Here is a 21,917-nt window from a genome sequence, read left to right on the forward strand (position 1 = left end):
CGCGGCGCCGCGGACGATCTGGTCTGATGGAGGAGTGATCGATGACGCACTCTTCAAGGCGGTCGAGGACACGGTGCGCGCGACCGCCGAGGCGGAGGTCGTGCCGCGCTGGCGCCGGCTGAGCGCAACCGACATCAGCCACAAGACCGGACCGGGGGACCTGGTCACCGTCGCCGACCGCGAGGCGGAGCTGCGGCTCGCCGAGGAACTGCCGGCGTTGCTGCCCGGTTCCGTCGTGGTGGGGGAGGAGGCCGTGCACGCCGACCCGGGCATCCTGCGCCGCATCGGCGGGGACGACCCGGTGTGGATCGTCGACCCCGTCGACGGCACCGCCAACTTCGTCGCCGGCAGGCCCGAGTTCGCCACGCTCGTCGCGCTCGCCCGCGGCGGCGAGGTCCACGCCTCCTGGACGTACGTGCCGAGGCTGGCCCTCATGGCCACGGCCCGGCGCGGCGGGGGCGCCCTGCTCAACGGCGAGCCGATCCGCACCGCCCGCGACTCCGGCGGGTCCGCGCTCACCGTCGCCACCTCGCAGTTCGCCTTCCTCGACGAACAGGAGCGGCGCCGGTTCGAGGGCCTCGGCACCGACGGCGTCGAGTCCCGTCAGTGCACCTGCGCAGGGCTGGACTACCTGGAGGTCGCCCGGGGCGCCATCGACGCCGTCGCCTTCACCTGGGAGTCGCCCTGGGACCACGCGGCCGGACTGCTGCTGGTCACCGAGGCCGGCGGTGCCAGCATCACCGCGGCGGGCGTGCCCTTCCGCATCGGCGGCGGCAACGCCTTCCCCTTCTCCGTGGCGCGCGACGAGGCGACCGCGCGACGGGTCGTCGACCTCATGGCAGGTGACCGATGAGCAGGGCACACGTCACGGACGTCATCGTCGTCGGAGCCGGGCCCAACGGCCTGACCGCCGCGGTCGAACTCGCCCGCGCCGGGCACTCCGTGGAGCTCTTCGAGGCCGGCGACCAGGTCGGCGGCGGCGCGCGCACCGAGGAACTGACCCTGCCGGGCTTCCGCCACGACCCGTGCTCGGCCGTCCACCCGCTCGGCGCCGGCTCGCCCGCGTTCAACGCGATGCCGCTCGCCGACCACGGCCTGCGGTGGCTCCACCCCGAGCTGCCGCTCGCGCACCCCTTCGACGACGGCACCGCGGCGGTGCTGGACCGCACCGTCGGCGCGACCGCCGCCTCGCTCGGACCGCGCGACGCGGGCACCTACCGCAGGCTCCTGGCCCCGTACACCGGCCGCTGGAAGACCCTCGCCCACGACTTCCTGCGCCCCCAGTGGCGGGGACTGCCCCGCGACCCGCTGCGCTTCGCGAGCTTCGGGCTGACCGGGCTGCCGCCGGTGGCCGTGCTCGCCCGGCTGTTTCGCGAGGAGAAGGCCCGCGGGCTGCTGGCCGGCCTCGCCGCCCACGCGATCGCCCCGCTGACCAGCCCGCTCACCGGCGCGACGGCGCTGATGTTCGCCGTCTCCGGCCACGAGGTCGGCTGGCCGGTCCCGCGCGGCGGCTCGCAGTCGCTCGCCGACGCCCTCGCCTCCTACCTGCGGCTGCTCGGCGGCACCGTCCACACCGGCGTCATGGTCCGCAAGCTCGACGAACTGCCGCCGGCGCGCGCGTACGTCTTCGACACCTCGCCGACCGCACTGGCGCGCATCGCCGGGCTCGGCGACGCGTACCGGAACTACCGCTACGGACCCGCGGTCTGGAAGATCGACTACGCCCTGGACGGCCCCGTGCCCTGGACCGCCGCCGAGGCCCGCCGGGCCGGCACCGTGCACATCGGGCCGACCTTCGGCGAGATCGGCGACGCGCTGAACCGGGCGGTGCGCGGCCGCCCGCCCCGGACCCCGTTCCTCATCACCGCCCAGCCCACCGTCGTCGACCCCGAGCGGGCCCCCGAGGGCAAGCACGTCTTCTGGGTGTACGGGCACGTGCCCAACGGCTTCCGCGGCGACGCCACCGAGGCCGTCGAGCGGCAGATCGAGCGCTTCGCCCCCGGCTTCCGGGACCTCGTCCTCGCCCGGGCGGTCAGCGGACCGGCCGAACTCGCCGCCCGCAACGCGAACTACGTCGGCGGTGACATCGCCAGCGGGGCCTTCGCCGGCCTGCAGACGGCCTTCCGCCCCAAGCTGCAGTGGAACCCGTACACCACCTCGCGCCCCGGGGTCTTCCTCTGCTCCTCCGCCAGCCCGCCCGGCCCAGGTGTGCACGGCATGTCCGGCCACCACGCGGCCCGCGCCGTGCGCCGCCACCTGGAGGGGACCGCCCGCCGGTAGTCCGGTAGCGCCCGCCCCGTCGGCCGCGGCCGGCGGGGCAGCGACTAGCATCGAAGGCATGGAGCAGCGCGTATTGGGCAGGACGGGCCGCAAGGTGTCCGTCGTGGGTCTCGGCACCTGGCAGCTGGGCGCCGACTGGGGCGAGGTCCGCGAGGAGGACGCACTCGCCGTCCTGGACGCGGCCGTGGCGGAGGGCGTGACCCTCTTCGACACGGCGGACGTCTACGGCGACGGGCGCAGCGAGCAGCTGATCGGGCGCTACCTCCGGGAGCGCCCGGACGCCGGGATCTTCGTCGCCACGAAGATGGGCCGCCGGGTCGCCCAGGTCCCCGAGAACTACGTCCTGGACAACTTCCGCGCCTGGAACGACCGGTCCCGGGCCAACCTCGGCGTCGACACCCTCGACCTGGTGCAGCTGCACTGCCCGCCGACCGCCGTCTACTCCTCGGACGCGGTCTTCGACGCCCTCGACACCCTCGTCGCGGAGGAGCGCATCGCGGCCTACGCCGTCAGCGTCGAGACCTGCGAGGAGGCGCTGACCGCGATCGCCCGGCCGGGCGTCGCCAGCGTGCAGATCATCCTCAACGCCTTCCGCCTCAAGCCGCTGGAGCAGGTCCTGCCGGCCGCCGCCGAGGCCGGGGTGGGCATCATCGCCCGGGTGCCCCTCGCCTCCGGCCTGCTGTCCGGCCGCTACACCAAGGACACGGTCTTCCCGGCCGACGACCACCGCACCTACAACCGGCACGGCGAGTCCTTCGACCAGGGCGAGACCTTCTCCGGCGTCGACTACGCGACCGGCCTGGAGGCCGCCGCCGAGTTCACCGCCCTCTCCCCGCAGGGCGCGACCCCGGCCCAGACGGCGCTCCGCTGGATCATCCAGCAGCCCGGCGTCACCACCGTGATCCCCGGCGCCCGCTCCGTCGAGCAGGCCCGCGCCAACGCCGAGGCCGCCGCCCTGCCGCCGCTGCCGCAGAGCACGCTGGACGCCGTGCGGGACCTGTACGACCGGCGCATCCGCGCCCAGGTCCACCACCGCTGGTGACCGCCGCGGCGAACCTGCCCTGAGCCGTGCCCCCGGACGATCCGTCCGGGGGCACGCGCGTCAGCCCGCGGCGGCCTCCCGGGCGATCCCGTCCAGGAGCGCGGGCAGCGAGCTCCCGATCGGCTCGCGCACCAGCTCGTCCGCGATCTCGTCGTACGGCGTCGGCTCGGCGTTGACGATCACCAGCCGCGCCCCGTGCTCCGCCGCGATCCCGGCGAGCGACGCCGCCGGCTGCACCTGGAGGCTGGTGCCGACCGCGATGAAGACCGTGCAGCCCTTGGCGATGGCCATCGCGTTGCCCAGCACCACCGGATCCAGCCGCTGCCCGAACATGACGGTCGCCGACTTCAGGATCCCGCCGCACTTCCCGCACGCCGGGTCCGGCTCGCCCGCCCGGACCCGCGCCAGCGCGTCGTCCATCGGCGCCCGGTCGTGGCACCGCGTGCACACGACGGCGCGGGCCGTGCCGTGCAGCTCCAGCACCTTGCGCTCGGGCAGCCCCGCCATCTGGTGCAGCCCGTCGACGTTCTGCGTGATCACGCGCACCGCCACGCCCGACCGCTCCAGCCGGACGATCGCGTCATGCGCCGCGTTGGGCCGCGCCTCCAGCGTCGGGCTCTCCATGCGCATCCGCCACGACCTGCGGCGCACATCGGGATCGGCCATGTAGTGCTCGTATGTCACGAGCTTCTCGGCCTCCGGATCGCGCCGCCACAGCCCGTTCGGACCGCGGTAGTCCGGGATGCCGGAGTCGGTGGAGATACCTGCGCCACTGAGGACGGCTACGAGAGGCCTGGCCATGCGCCGAGGGTAGGGCGGCTGGCGGCCCGGCGCGAACGGATATCGGGGGGTGCCCCTCGCTCACCGGACACACCCCCGTTCACCTGCGATTTTGTCTCGACTAACAGCGGTTGTGAACAGTCTCGTACCACTGGACCAAGCAGGGAAAGGTGACCATGAAGCAGTCAGCAGAGGTCTCGCGAGCCCCCCGATCCTTGAGCATCCGCCGGGGGGACTCCCTTGAGTTCGTCGAGTCGCATCCCAGTGAGCCGGGCAAGGGCGCCAGGGTGGCGCATTTCCTCGGCCCGGACAGCGGCGCCAGCCACTTGTCGATCGCGATCGTCGAACTCGAGCCCGGCGGCCATGTCATCGGTCACCGGCACCCGTTCGAGGAGTCGTTCTTCGTCCTGGAGGGCAACCCGCTGCTCGCGGTGGCCGACCACCAGTACGCCCTGCGCCCCCATGACTTCGGCCTCGTGCCCTACGCCGTCGGTCACGCGTGGAGCAACCCCACGGACCAGCGCGTGCGCATGTTGCGTGTGCACGCTCCCCAGCCGCGCCCCATCGACGGCAGGGGGACGTGGGGGGTGTTCGAAGCGCCTGAGACCCGGGTGCCGACGCAGGGCGTGGCCGTCGACGAACTCGACCCGGCCAAGCCGTACGTCGGTCACTTCGACCAGACGGACATGGCGCCGCCCGGGTCGATCTCCATGCCCGGCTACCACGGGGCGAACGTGCAGAACGTCCAGATCCGCATGATGGTGGACGACCTCCTCGGGGCGCGCCACCACGCGATGTTCATCGTGCAGTTCACCCCGGGCGTGGTGGACAACGCCCCGCTCAAGACCGCGAAGGAGCACTTCCATCCGTTCGAGGAGATCTACTACCTGATCTCCGGGCAGACGCGGTCCTTCTGCGACGGTGAGCAGGACCTGGCCGGTGTCGGCGACCTCGTCTTCGCGCCGGTCGGCGCGTCGCACGGATTCGCGGCCCTCGGCACGGAGCCGCTGTGCTGGATCGAGGTGCAGTCGCCGATGCCGCCGGCGAGCGGCGGATTCACCTTCCACAACGACTGGGCGCAGCACACCAACATCGGTTGATCCGCTCGTCCGGCACCGGGGCCCGCGCGTTTCCGCCCGGGGTCAGCCCAGCGCCGCGCGGACGTCCGCGACGAGGGCGGCGGCGTCCTCCACCGCCGTGACCGGGTCGCCGAGGCCGGACAGCACCGCTTCGGCGCGGGACCGGAAGCCGGGCGGGGCGTCGGGGAGGGCGCCCGCGGCGGCGAGGGCGCCCTTCTCGTTGAGGCACCACACGCGGTGGTGGGCGTGGAGCGACTGCGTCAGCACCCCGACTGCCCGTGAAAGGCACAGGGCGGCGTGCAGGACGTCCCCGCCGCCCGCGGACTTGCGGGCGTTCACGACCAGGAAGTCCGCCTCCCAGGAGGCCCCGACGAGGGCCTCGCGCAGCGGCTCCGGGTAGACCAGCGTCCGCTCGCGCAGCGCGGTCAGCTCACCCGCCGGGTCGGCCAGGACGCGGCCGAGGGCGACCTCGCCGGCGTACACGGGGGACCAGAAGCCCAGCGGATGGCCGGCCTGGACACCGACCTCGTAGCGGCCGACGAGGCAGTCGTCCCACACCCGCCCCACCCGATCCAGGTCCCGCAGGATCCAGTCGACCTGGACGCCGCCGACGCGCAGCCACGCCCCGCCGTTCACCCAGGGACCCCAGCCGCCGGGGCCGGCGATCTCCACCGGCGCGCCCGTCGCCTCGGCGGCGAGCGCGGCGAGCGCCGCCAGGTCCGGTTCGCCGCGGTAGTACACGCCGAGGTCCCAGTCGGAGTCGGGGCGGTGCGTTCCGCGCGCCCGGCTGCCGCCCAGCATCACCGCGACCACACCGGGGACCCGGGCGAGCGACCGTGCCATGGAGGAGACAGGGGGTACGTGTTCGGGCTCGTGGGGCACCGTGCGAGTGTAGGTGCACCCCCGGCGCGAGGAGTACGGAATTGTTCACGACCCGGCCCACCCTCCAAGGCACCTTCGGCATGGCCTCCTCCACGCACTGGCTCGCCTCGCAGTCGGCGATGGCCGTGCTGGAGAGCGGCGGCAACGCCTATGACGCGGCGGTGGCCGCCGGGTTCGTCCTGCACGTGGTGGAGCCGCACCTCAACGGACCCGCGGGCGAGGTGCCGATCATCGTCGCGCCCGCGGGCGGTCCCGTGCGCGTGCTCTGCGGCCAGGGCCCCGCCCCGGCCGGGGCGAGCGTCGACCACTACCGCGCGCTGGGCCTGGACTTCGTCCCCGGCACCGGTCCGCTCGCTGCCGCCGTGCCCGGTGCCTTCGACGCCTGGATGGTGCTGTTGCGCGACCACGGCACGAAGCCGCTCGCGGACGTGCTCTCCTACGCCATCGGCTACGCCGAGCACGGCCACCCCGCGGTGGAGGCGGTCGGCGCCACGGTCGGCTCCGTCCAGGCGCTGTTCGAGTCGGAGTGGACGACCTCGGCCGAGCTGTACCTGGCCGGCGGCCGCCCGCCCCGGCCGGGAGACCTGCTGCGCAACCCCGATCTCGCCGCCACCTGGCGGCGGTTGCTGCGGGAGGCGGAGGCCGCCGGCAGCGACCGGGAGGCACAGATCGAGGCGGCCCGGCGGGTGTGGCGCGAGGGCTTCATCGGCGAGGCGCTGGCCGCCTTCGCCGCCCGTCCCGCGATGGACACCACGGGCGAGCGCCACGCCTCCACCCTGACCGGGGACGACCTCGTCGCGTACGAGGCGCACCACGAGGACCCGGTGTCCTTCGACTGGAACGGCTGGACGGTCTGCAAGGCCGGACCGTGGAGCCAGGGCCCGGCCTTCCTGCAGCAACTGGCCCTGCTGCCGCCGGATCCCGCGGACCTGGAGTACGGCTCCGCCGACTACGTGCACACCCTGGTCGAGGGCACCAAGCTCGCCATGGCCGACCGCGAGGCCTGGTACGGCGACGCCCAGGACGACGTCCCGCTCGCCGAACTGCTGTCACCCGCCTACAACGACGCACGGCGCGCCCTGGTCGACCAGGCGAAGGCCTCCCACGAGCTGCGCCCCGGCAGCCCGGGCGGCCGCACGCCGCGGCTGCCGCACTTCCCGCTCCACGACGCCGCCGCGGCAACGGGATTCGACGCCATGGGCGTCGGCGAGCCGACGGTCGCCCACAACGGCGCGACCCGCGGCGACACGTGCCACCTCGACGTCGTCGACCGCTGGGGCAACATGGTCGCCGCCACCCCCAGCGGCGGCTGGCTCCAGTCCAACCCGGTGGTCCCCGGGCTCGGCTTCCCGCTCGGCACCCGCCTGCAGATGACCTGGCTGGAGCCCGGGCTGCCGAACTCCCTCACCCCGGGCCGCCGTCCGCGCACCACGCTCACCCCGTCGCTCGCGCTGCGCGACGGCGTGCCGGTGATGGCCTTCGGCACCCCCGGCGGCGACCAGCAGGACCAGTGGTCGCTGCACTTCTTCCTGGGCGTCGCCCTGCGCGCCCCCGTCCGCGGCGGCCTCGACCTCCAGGGCGCCATCGACGCGCCCAACTGGCACAACGACAGCTTCCCGAGCTCCTTCCACCCCCGGGAGATGCGGCCCGGCAGCCTCACCGTGGAGAGCCGCTTCGAGGAGTCCGTCATCGCCGGACTCCGCAGCCGCGGCCACGACGTCACCGTTGCCGCCCCCTGGTCCGAGGGCCGCCTGTGCGCGGTGGCCCGCGACCCGGAGACCGGCGTCCTGTCCTCCGCGGCCAACCCCCGCGGCATGCAGGGTTACGCGGTGGGCCGCTGACCCGGCGCCCGGGCAGGCGCCGCCCGTCGGCACGGCAGGGCGGCGCGGCGCGGCGCGGACCTGGGGTCCCTCATGGGACGTTGCCATGCGCCGGGCGGAGAGCCCGTGGCCCGCGACCGGAGACCGGTGCGGCCAACCCCCGCGGGATGCCGGGTTACGCGGTGGGCCGCTGACCGACCACCGGGGGGCGGCCGTTGACCAGTTCGACGGGGCAGGCGCCGTCCGCCTGTGCGGCCAGGGCGGCGCGGACGCGGCGGTAGAGGCCGGGGGAGAGGTACTCCTCGGCCTCCTCGGGCGTCGCCATCCGCCAGGCGGACAGCTCCTCCTCCTGCAGCACGATCGCGCCGAGCGCGGCCTCGTCGAGCACGCCGCCGTCGTACAGGTAGGAGGTCAGCGGCGGGCGGCCCGGCCACTGCACCCAGTCGACGGCGAGCAGGGCGCCCGGCTCGATGTCCAGACCGACCTCCTCCAGGGTCTCCCGGCGGGCCGCCTCGCGGGGGGTCTCCCCGTCGGCCGACTCGATGGTGCCGCCGGGCAGCACCCACTTGCCGTCCTGGCGGTAGGTGGTCTCGGCGATCAGGATCCGGCCGTCGGCGTCGCGGAAGAGCGTGCTGGCCCCGGCGAGGATCTTCGGCAGGCTGTCGATGTAGGCGTCGAAATCGGTGGTCGTCACGCGCCCCAACCTACGGGTTCGCGACCCTCGACGGCGGCGGCCACCTGCGCCGGGTCCAGGCTTCCGGGGGCGCGGCGGTCGCGTGCCGCACGGTTCGCGAGCCGGCGCAGCGTCTCGTTGACCGGGACGGGTATCCCGTGGAGCCGTCCCAGCAGCACGATCTCGCCGTTGAGCCAGTCCGCCTCGACGCTCCCGGTGCCGCGGGTCAGGCTCTGCCAGGACGAGCCGCCGCCCCGGGCGAAGCCGTCGACCGGCCGCAGGCTCACCCGGTCGCCGCGGACCGCCGCCTGCTCCTCCTCGCCCGCGTACGGGATGCCGGCGGCGTCGAGCACCGCGGCGCCCTCGGCGCGCGCCCGCTCGACGAGGCCGGCGGCCGTGTCGTCCCAGCCGCCGCAGAGCGCCTCGACGGCGTTGCCGAGGTTCGACAGCAGCTTGGCGTACTTCCAGCGCATCACGTCGGCCACGACCGGGGCGGCGAAGGAGGACTTCTCCAGGTCCGCGGAGACGGCCCGTGCGAGCTCGTCCGTTCCGTGCGGGTAGCGGCCCAGGTGGAGGATGCCGGTCAGCGGACCGCAGGGGGCGACCACCTCGCCGGGCTCCAGGTGGGTCGACGGCAGCCACACGCACATGCCGTACACGTCGCGGAAGCGGCGCAGTGCCATGCGTTCGTTGGCGACGCCGTTCTGGGCGCAGACCAGCGGCAGGTGGTCCGCGACCGGGGCCCAGGCGGCGAGCGCGGCCTCCGTGTCCTGCGTCTTCACGGCCAGCACCAGCACGTCGTCCTCGCGCAGCCTCAGCCCCTCCGGGCCGCCGGCCACCGGGACGGGCAGCGACAGCGTCCCGTCCGGCGTCCGCAGCGTCAGCCCGCGCTCGCGCAGCGCCTCCAGGTGCGCTCCCCGCGCGACCAGGACGACCTCGTGACCGCTCTCGTACAGCCGGCCGCCGATCGTCGCGCCGACCGCGCCCGCTCCCACAACGATGTATCGCACACGCGGACCCTACGGCACGAGCAGCGCCGTGCGACGGGCGAGTTCGCTGATCGCCACGCCGTCGAAGCCGAACACCGCGCTGCGCACCCGGTCCTCCAGCGGCTCGGTCCACTGCGGCGGGATCGCCGCCGCGCCGCAGAACACCCCGGCCACCGAACCCGCCGTCGCACCGCCGGAGTCGGTGTCCAGGCCGCCGCGCACGGTCAGCGCGATCGTGGCGGTGAAGTCGCCCGCGCCGTACAGCAGCCCGGCGGTGACGAGCGCGGCGTTGGGGACGGTGTGGATCCAGTGCAGCCCACGGTTCTCCTCGTCCAGCTCCGCCATCGTCCCGGCCCAGTCCAGCCCCGCCGCGTGCAGCGCCATGGTCCGGCGCACCGTGCGGGCCAGCCGGCAGCCCGGCGGGACGTGCTGCAGCGCCGACTCCAGCGCGGCCCGGGCGTCGGGCGCGGTGAACGCCGCCGCGATCAGCGCCGCGGCCCACATCGCGCCGTACACCCCGTTGCCCGTGTGCGACAGCACCGCGTCCCGGCGGGCGAGCGACGCGGCCCGCCGGGGGTCGCCGGGGGAGGTCCAGCCGTGGACGTCGGCGCGGATCAACGCCCCGATCCACTCCTGGTACGGGTTGTCGGCCGTGGCCGTCAGCGGCGGCTTCATCCCGCCCGCGAGGTTGCGGTACGCCGCGCGCTCGGCGGTGAAGGTCTGCAGGTAGGGAAGGCGCAGCAGCCACAGCTCGCCGACCTGCTCGGTGGTGAAGTCCGGGCCGTACGTCTCCAGCAGGTCGAGCCCGAGGATCGCGTAGTCGACGTCGTCGTCCCGCGCGCTGCCGTGGATGTTGCCGCGGGTGCACTGCGGCCACTCCGGGCGCAGCTCGAACTCCGCCGGGTCCGCAGGCGGGTCCAGCGCGGGGATGTAGTCGGTCAGCGGCAGCGCCCCGGCCCGGCGCAGGTAGCGGTCGATGCGCTCGCGGGTCCAGTGGTCGCCGCGCTCGACGGGCTTGCCGAGCATGTTGCCGGCGATCCGGCCGAGCCAGCCGCCCAGGATGCGGTCGTGGAGAGAGAGGGCCATGCCTCCGGTGTACCGCCAGGACACCCCGGGATAGGGTCCAAGCGGCGCGACCTGCCGTAAGGGAGATCAATGTGACGGACGCACGGCCCGCGCGGGTGCTCATCGCCGCGGACAAGTTCAAGGGCTCGCTCACCGCCGTCGAGGTGGCGGAGCGGCTCGGGGCGGGGCTGCGGAGCGCCGCCCCCGACCTCGTCGTCGAGTCCGTACCGGTGGCCGACGGCGGGGACGGAACGGTGGACGCCGCCGTCGCCGCCGGATTCGAGCGGCGCCTGGTGGAGGTCACCGGGCCGCTGGGGGAGCCGGTCACCGCCGCGTACGCACTGCGCGACGGCACCGCCGTCGTGGAGATGGCCGAGGCCTCGGGGCTGCGGCACCTGCCGCCCGGCGTCTTCGCGCCGCTTACGGCGACCACCTGCGGCACCGGTGAGCTGCTGCTGGCCGTACTCGACGCGGGCGCGCGGTCCGTCGTGCTCGGCGTCGGCGGCAGCGCGACCAACGACGGGGGCGCGGGCATGCTCGTCGCGCTCGGCGCCCGCCTGCTGGACGGCCGGGGCGAGCCGGTGGGCCCGGGCGGCGCGGCGCTCGCCGGGCTGGCCTCGGCGGACCTGTCCGGCCTCGACCCGCGGCTCGCTGCGACCGAGGTCGTCCTCGCCAGCGACGTCGACAACCCGCTGCTCGGCCCGAAGGGCGCCGCCGCCGTCTACGGCCCCCAGAAGGGTGCCACGCAGGAGGACGTCGCCACGCTGGACGCGGCGCTCGCCCACTACGCGGAGGTGCTGGAGGCCGGTGCGGCCGCCGAGGCCCCGGGGGCGGGTGCGGCCGGCGGGGTCGGGTTCGGGGCGCTGGTGGGCCTGCGCGCCTCCTTCCGGCCCGGCGTCCAGGTGCTCCTGGACATGCTCGGCTTCGCGGCGGCCCTGGAGCGGGCGGACCTGGTGATCACGGGCGAGGGCTCGCTGGACGAACAGACCCTGCACGGCAAGGCCCCGGCCGGTGTCGCGGCCGCCGCCCGTGCCCGGGACGTGGACGTGGTCGCCGTCTGCGGCCGCCTCGCGCTGTCCGGCGCCGCCCTGGGCGCGGCCGGCATCCGGCGGGCGTACGCCCTGACCGACCTCGAGCCGGACCCGGCGCGCTGCATGGCCGAGGCCGGGCCGCTCCTGGAGCGTCTCGCCGAGGACATCGCGCGCGACCTGCCGGCCTGACCCGGGAACGCCAGGGGCCCCGAGCCTTCCCGGCTCGGGGCCCCTGGCACGCACGTCGTACGTCGTACGGCTACGGAAGCTGCGCCGTACGCGCCTCGCGGCGGTTGTTGCGCATCGTGTTGACCCGGCGGGTCGTCGCGAAGAGCGGGATCACCGCAGCCGCGCAGATCTGCAGGGCCGCGCCCGTCTGGAGGAGCACGTCACCGCCGGGGACGGCGAACGCCCAGCAGACCAGGCAGCCCATGCTCAGCACGATCCAGGCCAGCGTGATCGTGGCGAGCCGGCCGCGGGGCTTGGGGTACTCGACCCGGCTGACCATCAGCCACGCCACACCGACGATGGCCAGCACCGTCGGGATGAAGGGCAGCTCCAGCAGCACGACCGAGATGACCGTCATCGCCCCGAAGGGGCTCGGCATGCCCTGGAAGATCCCTTCCCGCACCGTCGTGCAGGAGAAGCGGGCCAGGCGCAGGACGACCGCGAGCAGCACCACGACCGCCGCCACCGCCGACAGCTTGCCGTAGGCGTCGTCCGAGATCAGGCCCCAGACGACCACGAAGTAGGCGGGGGCCAGGCCGAAGCTGATCAGGTCGGACAGGTTGTCCAGCTCCGCGCCCATCGCCGAGCTGCGCAGCTTGCGCGCCACGAGGCCGTCGAAGAGGTCGAAGACCGAGGCCATGAGCATCAGCAGGACGGCGGTGGCGGCGCTGTGCCGCGTCATGCCGCCGTCGGTGTTGCCCATCAGGTGCGGGACGAGCACCCCGGTGGTGGTGAAGTACACCGCCATGAATCCGCAGATCGCGTTGCCGAGGGTGAGGCCGTCCGCTATCGACAGCCGCGTCGACAGCGGCATGTCATCGTCGTCGTCCTCGTCCACCGCGGCGACCCACGGTGCCTGGGTGTCGGGATCAATCACGGTCAAGGCGCGTCACCCCAGCCACGGTGGTCTGGCCGACCTCGACGTCGGGCTCGACGCCCTCCGGCAGGTAGATGTCCACACGGGAGCCGAAGCGGATCAGGCCGATGCGCTCGCCCTGCTCCACCTTGGTGCCCTGCGGCACGTAAGGGACGATGCGGCGCGCCACGGCTCCGGCGATCTGCACCATCTCGATGTCGCCGAGCTCGGTGTCGAAGTGCCAGACGACCCGCTCGTTGTTCTCGCTCTCCTTGTTGAACGCCGGAACGAAACCGCCGGGGATGTGCTCGACGGACGTGACGGTGCCGGCGAGCGGCGCGCGGTTCACGTGGACGTTCAGCGGGCTCATGAAGATCGCGACGCGGGTGCGCCCGTCCTTCCACGGCATGATGCTCTGCACCACGCCGTCGGCCGGCGAGATGACGCGGCCCTGGGTGATCTCGCGCTCGGGGTCGCGGAAGAACCACAGCATGCCCGCCGCGAGGGCGGTGGTGGGGACGGCCACGGCCGCCCAGCGCCCGGAGCGGCGGGCGCGGACGAGGCTGATCGCGGCGGTGGCCACGGTCGGGAGGAGCCACGGCGACGCTCCGCGCGCGAGGCGTACGCCGGCCCGGCTGTCGCGTTGTGCAGAGGAATGGCTGTGGGGCATGGAAGACCTTCGTAGCGGAGGGTGCCGCAATGATGGTGCAGGGGACGGCGGCTTTCCGTGAATGGTATCGGGAGTGACCGGCAACTGGGCAAGCCAGCAGTCGAGTCAGTGGCCGGTATTTGATGACTGGGTGTGACCTTTGGCTCGCACAAAGTGTCACAACCCAGACATTCACCCCTGGATTCGGTACTCCTCGAGCAGCCGGCGCCCGATGATCATTTTCTGGATCTCGGCGGTGCCCTCACCGATGAGCAGCATCGGGGCCTCGCGGTAGAGGCGCTCGATCTCGTACTCCTTGGAGAAGCCGTAGCCGCCGTGGATGCGGAAGGCGTCCTCCACGACCTCCTTGCAGTACTCCGCGGCCAGGTACTTCGCCATGCCGGCCTCGAGGTCGTTGCGCTGGCCGGAGTCCTTCTTGCGGGCCGCGTTCACCATCAGCGCGTGGGCCGCCTCGACCTTGGTGGCCATCTCGGAGAGCTTGAACTGGATCGCCTGGTGCTGCGCGATCGGCTTGCCGAAGGTCTGCCGCTGCTGGGCGTACGCGATCCCCAGTTCGAAGGCGCGCTGTGCGACGCCGCAGCCGCGGGCGGCCACGTTGACCCGGCCGACCTCGACCCCGTCCATCATTTGGTAAAAACCGCGGCCGCTCCGACCGCCCAGGACGCGATTTGACGGAATCTTCACGTCCTCGAGGATGAGCTCGGTCGTGTCGACGCCCTTGTACCCCATCTTCTCGATCTTGCCGGGCACGGTGAGGCCCTTCACCGTCGGGTTCGGCCCGAAGCCCGGCTCCTTCTCGATGAGGAAGGTCGTCATCGACTTGTGCGGGGCCGCGTCCTCCGGCTGGCCCTCGTCGGTCCGGCACAGCACCGCGACGAGGTTGGAGGTGCCGCCGTTGGTCAGCCACATCTTCTGGCCGTTGATGACGTAGTCGTCGCCGTCCCGGACCGCCTTGGTGCGGATCGCCGAGACGTCGGAGCCGAGGCCCGGCTCGGACATCGAGAAGGCGCCGCGCACGTCGCCGGCGGCCATGCGGGGCAGGAAGTGGTCCTTCTGCTCCTGGGTGCCGTGCTGCTTGAGCATGTAGGCGACGATGAAGTGCGTGTTGATGATGCCCGACACGCTCATCCAGCCGCGGGCGATCTCCTCGACCGTCAGGGCGTAGGTGAGCAGGGACTCGCCCAGGCCGCCGTACTCCTCGGGGATCATCAGACCGAAGATGCCGAGTTCCTTGAGGCCCTCAACGATGTCGGTGGGGTACTCGTCCTTGTGCTCCAGCTCGTTGGCGACCGGGATGATCTCCTTGTCGACGAAGCTGCGGACGGTGGAGAGGATCTCCTGCTGGACGTCGGTCAGCCCGTCGGTCTGCGCGAGGCGGCTCATGTCTGCTGTCTCCTAGGCGTTCAGCTCGGGGCGGCCGGGCTGCTCGCCCCCGCGTTCCTTGATGTACGTGGCGGTGGGGACCATCACCTTGCGGCGGAAGACGCACACCAGGGTGCCGTCCTGCTTGTAGCCCTTGGTCTCCACGTGGACGATCCCGCGGTCGTCCTTCGACTTCGACGGCCACTTGTCCAGCACCGTCGTCTCGCCGTAGATGGTGTCGCCGTGGAAGGTCGGCGCCACGTGCTTGAGCGACTCGACCTCCAGGTTGGCGATCGCCTTGCCGGAGACGTCCGGCACCGACATGCCGAGCAGCAGGGAGTAGACGTAGTTCCCCACGACCACGTTCTTCCCGAAGTCGGTGGTCCTCTCGGCGTAGTTCGCGTCCATGTGGAGCGGGTGGTGGTTCATGGTCAGGAGGCAGAAGAGGTGGTCGTCGTACTCGGTGACCGTCTTCCCGGGCCAGTGCTTGTAGACGGCACCGACCTCGAACTCTTCATACGTACGGCCGAACTGCATCTCTCCTACGCCTCCGGGGTGTCGAACGTGTTCGTACGGGTGTTCGCTGCCGGGGTCACGCGGCGACCTCCAGCGGCTCCAGCTTGTTGGCCCTGCGGATCTCGTCCACGATCCTGCCGATGATCTCGGTGATCCCGAAGTCCTTCGGCGTGAACACGGCCGCGACGCCGGACTCGACCAGCTTGGCCGCGTCCGCCGGCGGGATGATGCCACCGGCGATGACCGGCACGTCGTCCACCCCGGCCCTGCGGAGCCGGTCCAGCACGTCCGGGACCAGCTCGGCGTGCGAGCCGGAGAGGATCGACAGGCCCACGCAGTGGACGTCCTCGGCGACCGCCGCCGACACGATCTGCTCGGGCGTCAGCCGGATGCCCTGGTAGACCACCTCGAAGCCGGCGTCGCGCGCCCGTACGGCTATCTGCTCGGCGCCGTTGGAGTGACCGTCCAGGCCCGGCTTGCCCACCAGCAGCCGCAGCTTGCCGGTGCCCAGCTCCTCGGCGGTCAGCGCCACCTTGCGGCGCACCGCGGCCAGCGGCGTGCCCGGCTCGGCGGTGACCGCGACGGGGGCGCTGCTCACGCCCGTCGGCGCGCGGAACTCGCCGAATACGTCGCGCAGCGCCCAGGACCACTCGCCGGTGGTGACACCCGCCCGGGCGCACTCCAAGGTGGCATCCATCAGGTTGCCGGTCCCGGCGGCCGCGGCCTTGAGGGCCTCCAGCGACCGTTGCGCCCGTACTTCGTCGCGGTTGTCGCGCCAGTCGTGGAGGGCGGTGACGACCCGTGCCTCGTTCTCCGGGTCGACGGTCATGATGGCGCCGTCCAGGTCGGAGGTGAGGGGGCTGGGCTCGGTGCCCTCGTAGCAGTTGACGCCGATGATCTTCTCCTGGCCGGACTCGATCCGCGCCCGGCGCTCGGCGTGCGAGGAGACCAGCTGCGACTTCAGGTAGCCGGACTCCACGGCCGCCATGGCACCGCCCATCTCCTGGATGTGCTCGATCTCGGCCAGGGACCGGTCGACGAGCTCGGCGACCTTCGCCTCGACGACGTGGCTGCCGTCGAAGATGTCGCCGTACTCCAGCAGGTCGCTCTCGTGGGCGAGCACCTGCTGGATGCGCAGGGACCACTGCTGGTCCCAGGGGCGCGGCAGGCCGAGCGCCTCGTTCCAGGCCGGCAGCTGCACGGCTCGGGCACGGGCGTCCTTGGAGAGCGTCACCGCCAGCATCTCCAGCACGATGCGCTGGACGTTGTTCTCCGGCTGGGCCTCGGTCAGGCCGAGCGAGTTGACCTGGACCCCGTACCGGAAGCGGCGCTGCTTGGGCTCCTCGATGCCGTAGCGCTCGCGGGTGATCTTGTCCCAGATGCGGGTGAAGGCCCGCATCTTGCACATCTCCTCGACGAAGCGCACGCCCGCGTTCACGAAGAAGGAGATGCGCGCGACGACGTCGCCCATCCGCTCCTGCGGCACCTGGCCCGAGTCGCGGACCGCGTCGAGGACGGCGATCGCGGTGGACATGGAGTACGCGATCTCCTGCACCGGCGTGGCCCCGGCCTCCTGCAGGTGGTAGCTGCAGATGTTGATGGGGTTCCACTTGGGGAGGTGGTTGACCGTGTACGCGATCATGTCCGTCGTCAGCCGGAGCGACGGGCCGGGCGGGAAGACGTACGTACCGCGCGACAGGTACTCCTTGACGATGTCGTTCTGCGTCGTCCCCTGGAGCCTGGTGACGTCGGCGCCCTGCTCCTCGGCGACCACCTGGTAGAGCGCGAGCAGCCACATGGCGCTGGCGTTGATGGTCATCGAGGTGTTCATCTCCTCCAGGGGGATGTCCTGGAAGAGCCGGCGCATGTCGCCGAGGTGGGCGACCGGGACCCCGACCCGGCCCACCTCGCCGCGGGCCAGGATGTGGTCGGGGTCGTACCCGGTCTGCGTCGGGAGGTCGAACGCGACCGACAGCCCGGTCTGGCCCTTGGCGAGGTTGCCCCGGTACAGGGCGTTGGACGCCTCGGCGGTGGAGTGCCCCGCGTACGTCCGCATCAGCCACGGACGATCCTTCTGACGCTCGCTCATGCTCGTTCCCGTTCTCAGACGTTCCGGAAGCGGTTGATGGCGTCGAGGTGCTCGGCGCGCAGTTCCGCGTCGCGGACGCCGAGGCCCTCCTCGGGGGCGAGCGCGAGCACGCCGACCTTGCCCTGGTGCACGTTGCGGTGCACGTCGTGCGCTGCCTGGCCGGTCTCCTCCAGGCGGTACGTCTTCGACAGGGTGGGGTGGATCTTGCCCTTGGCGATGAGGCGGTTGGCCTCCCACGCCTCGCGGTAGTTCGCGAAGTGGGAGCCGACGATGCGCTTGAGCGACATCCACAGGTAGCGGTTGTCGTACTCGTGGTTGTAGCCCGAGGTCGACGCGCAGGTGACGATCGTGCCGCCCTTGCGGGTGACGTAGACCGAGGCGCCGAAGGTCTCGCGGCCCGGGTGCTCGAAGACGATGTCGACGTCCTCGCCGTCGGTCAGCTCACGGATGCGCTTGCCGAGGCGCTTCCACTCCTTCGGGTCCTGGGTGTGCTCGTCCTTCCAGAACCGGTAGTCCTCGGCGGTGCGGTCGATGATGGCCTCGGCGCCCATGCGGCGGCAGATCTCCGCCTTCTGCGGCGAGGAGACCACGCAGATCGGGTTGGCGCCGCCGGCCAGCGCGAACTGGGTGGCGTAGCTGCCCAGGCCGCCGCTGGCGCCCCAGATCAGGACGTTGTCGCCCTGCTTCATGCCGGCGCCGTTGCGCGAGACCAGCTGGCGGTAGGCGGTGGAGTTCACCAGGCCGGGGGCCGCGGCCTCCTCCCAGCTGAGGTGCCTGGGCTTGGGCATCAGCTGGTTGGACTTGACCAGCGCGATCTCGGCGAGGCCGCCGAAGTTGGTCTCGAAGCCCCAGATGCGCTGCTCGGGGTCGAGCATCGTGTCGTTGTGGCCGTCCGCGGACTCCAGTTCGACGGACAGGCAGTGCGCGACGACCTCGTCGCCCGGCTTCCAGAGGTTCACGCCGGGGCCGGTGCGCAGCACGACGCCCGCCAGGTCGGAGCCGATGACGTGGTAGGGCAGGTCGTGGCGCTTGGTGAGCGGGGAGAGCCTGCCGTACCGCTCGAGGAAACCGAACGTCGACACCGGCTCGAAGATCGACGTCCACACCGAGTTGTAGTTGACCGAGCTGGCCATGACGGCCACCAGGGCCTCGCCCGGGCCGAGCTCGGGCACCGGCACCTCGTCCAGGTGCAGCGACTTGCGCGGGTCCTTCGCGCGGCTGTCCACGCCCTCGAACATGCCGGCCTCGTCCTTGTGGACGGTGATGGCGCGGTACGACTCGGGCAGCGGCAGCGCGGCGAAGTCCGCGGCCGTGCTTTCGGACGCCATGATTGCGTCGAGGATGTCCTTCACGGTGATGCCTCCGGCGAAGCGCGACGTAGGGACGCTTGAGGGAACGTCGGGGGTTGCTGTGGGTGGTGCCGTCGGTTCGGCGGTGGTGCTGCTGTCCGTGGCGGTCGCACGGATGGAGCGGGGGCGCGTGGTGGCGCGGTGAATGCCTGTGACGCAGGCGTCCGGGCCTTTGGGGACAGACGGCGTGCGACGGATCCCAGCACGCCGCCCGCCCGGACAGTTCTCACGTTATGGCACCGCGTGCCACCCTGCAAGACACTGCGTGCCAACAATTTTTCTCAGATGGCACCACGGCTTCACGTTTGAGCAACACACGAAGGCGCCCCCGGCGCGAGGGCCTGGGGGCGCTGGTGGGATGCCGGAGGCGCGGGAGGACGCCGGGGGCGCGAACGGGCGGCTACGCGCCCTTCAGGGCTTTTTCGATCGTCCGCATGACCTCGGCGGGCGACGCGTCCGTACGGGCCACCGCGACGATGACCTCGCCCTGCTCGGAGGTGAGGACCGGGGCGGGGGCGGGGGTGGGGCGCCGGCCGATGCCGGTGCCGAAGGTCTGCTTGATCACCTCGAAGGCGTGGTCGAGCTGGGCCTCGACGTCGCCCTTGCCGCCGGCGCGCAGCCAGCGCCGCAGCACGTGGTTGTGGGCGGCGACGACGGCGGACGCGGCGACCTCCGCCAGCAGCGGGTCGTCGTCCCCGTCGTGGTGGGCGCCCTCGTCGAAGTGGCCCAGCAGGTAGCGGGTGAACAGCCGCTCGTAGCGGGCCACCGAGGCGATCTCGCGCTCCCGCAGGATCGGGATCTCACGGGTCAGGCGGTAGCGCTCCACCGAGACCTCGGGGGCCTCGGCGTACATGCGCAGCACCTCGGTGATGCCACGGCACACCGTGTCGAGCGGGTGCTCGTGCGGTTCGGCGGAGTCCAGCACCTGCCCGACGCGCACGAGGGTGTCGTCGTGGTCGGGGAAGATCGCCTCTTCCTTGGAGCGGAAGTGCCGGAAGAACGTCCTGCGCGCGACCCCCGCGGCCGCGGCGATCTCGTCGACCGTGGTCGCCTCGTAGCCCTGGCTCGCGAACAGGTGCATCGCCGCGGCGGCCAGTTCCTGGCGGACACGATGGCGCTGGGCGGTGGTGGAGGACGCACGGGCGGGCTTAACGGGCTGGGGCATACCGCGAACGTACTGCATTCCCGCTGCACCGTGGGCCGGGCCCGGTTTCCGGAGGCGGTGGGGCGGCCCCAGGAGACCGCCCCAGCCACCGGGATCGTCCCGGCCGTCCCAGCCGCTGCCCGCGTAATCAGCGGCGGGCATACTCGCGGAAGCCGCGGCCGGTCTTGCGGCCGAGGCAGCCCGCGGACACCAGGTGCTCGAGCAGCGGCGCCGGCGCCAGGCCCGGGTCGCGGAACTCCTTGTGCAGCACCTGCTCGATCGCGAGCGAGACGTCCAGCCCGACGACGTCGAGCAGTTCGAAGGGCCCCATCGGGTAGCCCCCGCCGAGCTTCATCGCCGAGTCGATGTCCTCGACCGTCGCGTAGTGCTCCTGGACCATCTTCACGGCGTTGTTGAGGTAGGGGAACAGCAGCGCGTTGACGATGAAGCCGGCACGGTCGCCGCAGTCCACGGCGTGCTTCCTGATCCGGCCGCAGACCTCGTGGACGGTGGCGTGCACGTCCTCGGCGGTCAGCACGGTGCGGACCACCTCGACCAGCTTCATGGCGGGGGCCGGGTTGAAGAAGTGCATGCCGATCACGTCCCGCGGACGCGACGTCGCGGTGGCGACGGCCACCACGGGCAGCGAGGACGTCGTCGTGGCCAGCACCGCGCCCGGCTTGCAGATCTTGTCCAGGGTCGCGAAGAGCTGCTGCTTGACCGGCAGGTCCTCGGCGACCGCCTCGACGGCCAGGTCCACGTCCGCGAAGGCGTCCAGCGATCCGGCCGCGGTCACCCGCGCCACGGCGGCGTCGCGCTGCTCCTGGCTGAGCCGGCCCTTGGCCACCGACCGGTCCAGCGACTTGGCCAGCGCCGCGACCGCCTTGTCGGCCTTCTCCTGGCCGCGGGCGGCCAGCACGACCTCGTACCCGGCCTTGGCGAAGACCTCCGCGATGCCGGTGGCCATGGTGCCCGAGCCCGCGACCCCCACGCTGCGCACGGGGCGCCCGCCGGTGGCTCCGGCGGCCTCGGCCGGCGTCTCGGCGTCCGGGACGACGCTCGCGCTGCCGGGGGCCTCGTAGGTGTAGAAGCCGCGTCCGGCCTTGCGGCCCTTGAGGCCGGCGGCGGAGAGCTGCTTCAGGATGGGCGCGGGGGCGTGCAGCCGGTCGCGCGAGGCCTCGTACATCGCCTCCAGGACGGTCTGCGCGGTGTCGATGCCGATCAGGTCCAGCAGGGCGAGCGGGCCCATGGGCAGGCCGCAGCCGAGCCGCATGGCGGCGTCGATGTCCTCGCGGGTGGCGTACCGGGCCTCGTACATGGCCGCGGCCTGGTTGAGGTAGCCGAAGAGCAGCCCGTCGGCGATGAAGCCCGGGCGGTCGCCGACCGCCACCGGCTCCTTGCCGAGCGAGCGGACCAGCTCGGTCACGGAGTCCGTGGTCTCGGGGGAGGTGAGCACGGTGGAGACCACCTCGACCAGCTTCATGGCCGGTGCGGGGGCGAAGAAGTGCAGACCGAGGACGCGGTCGGGGCGCGAGGTGTGCGAGGCCAGCTGGGTCACCGACAGCGCGTTGGTGCCGGTCGCCAGGACGGCGCCCGGCTTCAGGAGGGCGTCCAGGGCGGTGAGGACCTCGCGCTTGATCTCGAAGTGCTCGGTGACGACCTCGATGACCAGGTCGGCGTCGGACGCCGCCTGGAGGTCGGAGAAGGTGCGGAAACGGGCCAGGACGTCGCCGCGCTCGGCCTCCGTGATCCGCTCGCGCTGCACGGCGCGGGCGGTGGAGGCCTCCAGGGCGGCGACGGCGCGGTGGGCGGCCGCGTCGTCGATCTCGATGCCGATCACTTCGTGGCCGGCCCGGGCGACGACCTCGGCGATGCCGGTGCCCATGGTGCCGAGACCGATGACGGCGACGGTGGGGAAGGGTCGTGGACGGTCCATCGCGGAACTCCGAATGCTGAGGGTCCGCGCCGTGCGTCTCTGCTGCGCAGGCGCGGGGGCGGGAGAGTCGAGGAGCCGCGGGGTGCGTACGCGTGTGTGGGCGTACCCGCGTGAGAACCGGCGAGC

19 protein-coding genes are annotated in these 21,917 nt (G+C 72.6%); 6 read left to right on the plus strand and 13 right to left on the minus strand.

Going from position 1 to position 21,917, the window contains the following annotated elements:
• Window positions 1-34: 34 nt before the first annotated feature.
• Genes AC1VWI_RS33785 through AC1VWI_RS33795 form a run of 3 tightly spaced genes read left to right on the plus strand, consistent with a single transcriptional unit; the run spans window position 35 to window position 3,322 of the window.
• Complete coding sequence (locus AC1VWI_RS33785) at window positions 35-853, plus strand: inositol monophosphatase family protein (protein WP_499514803.1); 819 nt, start codon at window positions 35-37, stop codon at window positions 851-853.
• Window positions 850-2,280, plus strand: coding sequence for a phytoene desaturase family protein (locus AC1VWI_RS33790; protein ID WP_499514804.1), 1,431 nt, complete (start codon window positions 850-852; stop codon window positions 2,278-2,280). The genes AC1VWI_RS33785 and AC1VWI_RS33790 overlap by 4 nt, the downstream gene beginning before the upstream one ends.
• Window positions 2,281-2,338: 58 nt before the next feature.
• Window positions 2,339-3,322, plus strand: coding sequence for an aldo/keto reductase (locus AC1VWI_RS33795; RefSeq protein ID WP_499514805.1), 984 nt, complete (start codon window positions 2,339-2,341; stop codon window positions 3,320-3,322).
• 60 nt (window positions 3,323-3,382) lie between these two features.
• Here AC1VWI_RS33795 and AC1VWI_RS33800 read toward each other — a convergent pair whose 3' ends face one another.
• A complete protein-coding gene (locus tag AC1VWI_RS33800; protein ID WP_499514806.1) occupies window positions 3,383-4,123 on the minus strand; it encodes an SIR2 family NAD-dependent protein deacylase in 741 nt (246 codons plus the stop codon).
• 194 nt (window positions 4,124-4,317) lie between these two features.
• Between AC1VWI_RS33800 and AC1VWI_RS33805 the strand changes: the two genes are divergently transcribed.
• Complete coding sequence (locus AC1VWI_RS33805) at window positions 4,318-5,202, plus strand: cupin domain-containing protein (protein ID WP_499514807.1); 885 nt, start codon at window positions 4,318-4,320, stop codon at window positions 5,200-5,202.
• Window positions 5,203-5,244: 42 nt separating this feature from the next.
• On the opposite strand, the gene AC1VWI_RS33810 is transcribed toward AC1VWI_RS33805, so the two are convergent.
• A complete protein-coding gene (locus AC1VWI_RS33810) occupies window positions 5,245-6,024 on the minus strand; it encodes a nucleotidyltransferase domain-containing protein (protein ID WP_499516979.1) in 780 nt (259 codons plus the stop codon).
• Between the two features lie 80 nt (window positions 6,025-6,104).
• Here AC1VWI_RS33810 and AC1VWI_RS33815 point away from each other — a divergent pair, with 80 nt between their 5' ends.
• The gene (locus tag AC1VWI_RS33815; protein ID WP_499514808.1) at window positions 6,105-7,904 is read left to right on the plus strand and encodes a gamma-glutamyltransferase family protein; all 1,800 of its coding nucleotides are present in this window, start codon (window positions 6,105-6,107) and stop codon (window positions 7,902-7,904) included.
• 154 nt (window positions 7,905-8,058) lie between these two features.
• Here the strand turns inward: AC1VWI_RS33815 and AC1VWI_RS33820 are convergent, their stop codons facing one another.
• Genes AC1VWI_RS33820 through AC1VWI_RS33830 form a run of 3 tightly spaced genes read right to left on the minus strand, consistent with a single transcriptional unit; the run spans window position 8,059 to window position 10,631 of the window.
• A complete protein-coding gene (locus tag AC1VWI_RS33820) occupies window positions 8,059-8,577 on the minus strand; it encodes an NUDIX domain-containing protein (protein WP_499514809.1) in 519 nt (172 codons plus the stop codon).
• The gene (locus AC1VWI_RS33825; protein ID WP_499514810.1) at window positions 8,574-9,566 is read right to left on the minus strand and encodes a ketopantoate reductase family protein; all 993 of its coding nucleotides are present in this window, start codon (window positions 9,564-9,566) and stop codon (window positions 8,574-8,576) included. The genes AC1VWI_RS33820 and AC1VWI_RS33825 overlap by 4 nt, the downstream gene beginning before the upstream one ends.
• Window positions 9,567-9,575: 9 nt before the next feature.
• Window positions 9,576-10,631, minus strand: coding sequence for an ADP-ribosylglycohydrolase family protein (locus AC1VWI_RS33830; RefSeq protein WP_499514811.1), 1,056 nt, complete (start codon window positions 10,629-10,631; stop codon window positions 9,576-9,578).
• Between the two features lie 95 nt (window positions 10,632-10,726).
• On the opposite strand from AC1VWI_RS33830, the gene AC1VWI_RS33835 reads away from it, so the two are divergent.
• Window positions 10,727-11,830, plus strand: coding sequence for a glycerate kinase (locus AC1VWI_RS33835; protein WP_499516980.1), 1,104 nt, complete (start codon window positions 10,727-10,729; stop codon window positions 11,828-11,830).
• 70 nt (window positions 11,831-11,900) lie between these two features.
• Here the strand turns inward: AC1VWI_RS33835 and pssA are convergent, their stop codons facing one another.
• The 8 genes from pssA to AC1VWI_RS33875 form a co-directional block, all read right to left on the minus strand.
• Window positions 11,901-12,752: a CDP-diacylglycerol--serine O-phosphatidyltransferase gene (pssA, locus tag AC1VWI_RS33840; RefSeq protein WP_499514812.1), complete on the minus strand. Its 852-nt coding sequence runs from the start codon at window positions 12,750-12,752 to the stop codon at window positions 11,901-11,903.
• Window positions 12,739-13,395: a phosphatidylserine decarboxylase gene (locus AC1VWI_RS33845; RefSeq protein WP_499514813.1), complete on the minus strand. Its 657-nt coding sequence runs from the start codon at window positions 13,393-13,395 to the stop codon at window positions 12,739-12,741. The genes pssA and AC1VWI_RS33845 overlap by 14 nt, the downstream gene beginning before the upstream one ends.
• A gap of 171 nt (window positions 13,396-13,566) precedes the next feature.
• A complete protein-coding gene (locus AC1VWI_RS33850; RefSeq protein WP_499514814.1) occupies window positions 13,567-14,778 on the minus strand; it encodes an acyl-CoA dehydrogenase family protein in 1,212 nt (403 codons plus the stop codon).
• A 12-nt stretch (window positions 14,779-14,790) separates the two neighbouring features.
• A complete protein-coding gene (locus AC1VWI_RS33855) occupies window positions 14,791-15,294 on the minus strand; it encodes a MaoC family dehydratase (RefSeq protein ID WP_396569326.1) in 504 nt (167 codons plus the stop codon).
• 55 nt (window positions 15,295-15,349) lie between these two features.
• The gene (locus AC1VWI_RS33860; RefSeq protein WP_499514815.1) at window positions 15,350-17,362 is read right to left on the minus strand and encodes a protein meaA; all 2,013 of its coding nucleotides are present in this window, start codon (window positions 17,360-17,362) and stop codon (window positions 15,350-15,352) included.
• Window positions 17,363-17,376: 14 nt separating this feature from the next.
• Complete coding sequence (gene ccrA, locus AC1VWI_RS33865) at window positions 17,377-18,714, minus strand: crotonyl-CoA carboxylase/reductase (protein ID WP_499514816.1); 1,338 nt, start codon at window positions 18,712-18,714, stop codon at window positions 17,377-17,379.
• 397 nt (window positions 18,715-19,111) lie between these two features.
• Window positions 19,112-19,894 (minus strand): TetR/AcrR family transcriptional regulator, encoded by a 783-nt coding sequence (locus AC1VWI_RS33870; protein ID WP_499514817.1) that lies wholly within the window; start codon window positions 19,892-19,894, stop codon window positions 19,112-19,114.
• Window positions 19,895-20,003: 109 nt separating this feature from the next.
• Window positions 20,004-21,791 (minus strand): 3-hydroxyacyl-CoA dehydrogenase family protein, encoded by a 1,788-nt coding sequence (locus AC1VWI_RS33875; protein ID WP_499514818.1) that lies wholly within the window; start codon window positions 21,789-21,791, stop codon window positions 20,004-20,006.
• Window positions 21,792-21,917: the final 126 nt, after the last annotated feature.

It is taken from the genome of Streptomyces sp. TOM-9 (assembly GCF_056858595.1).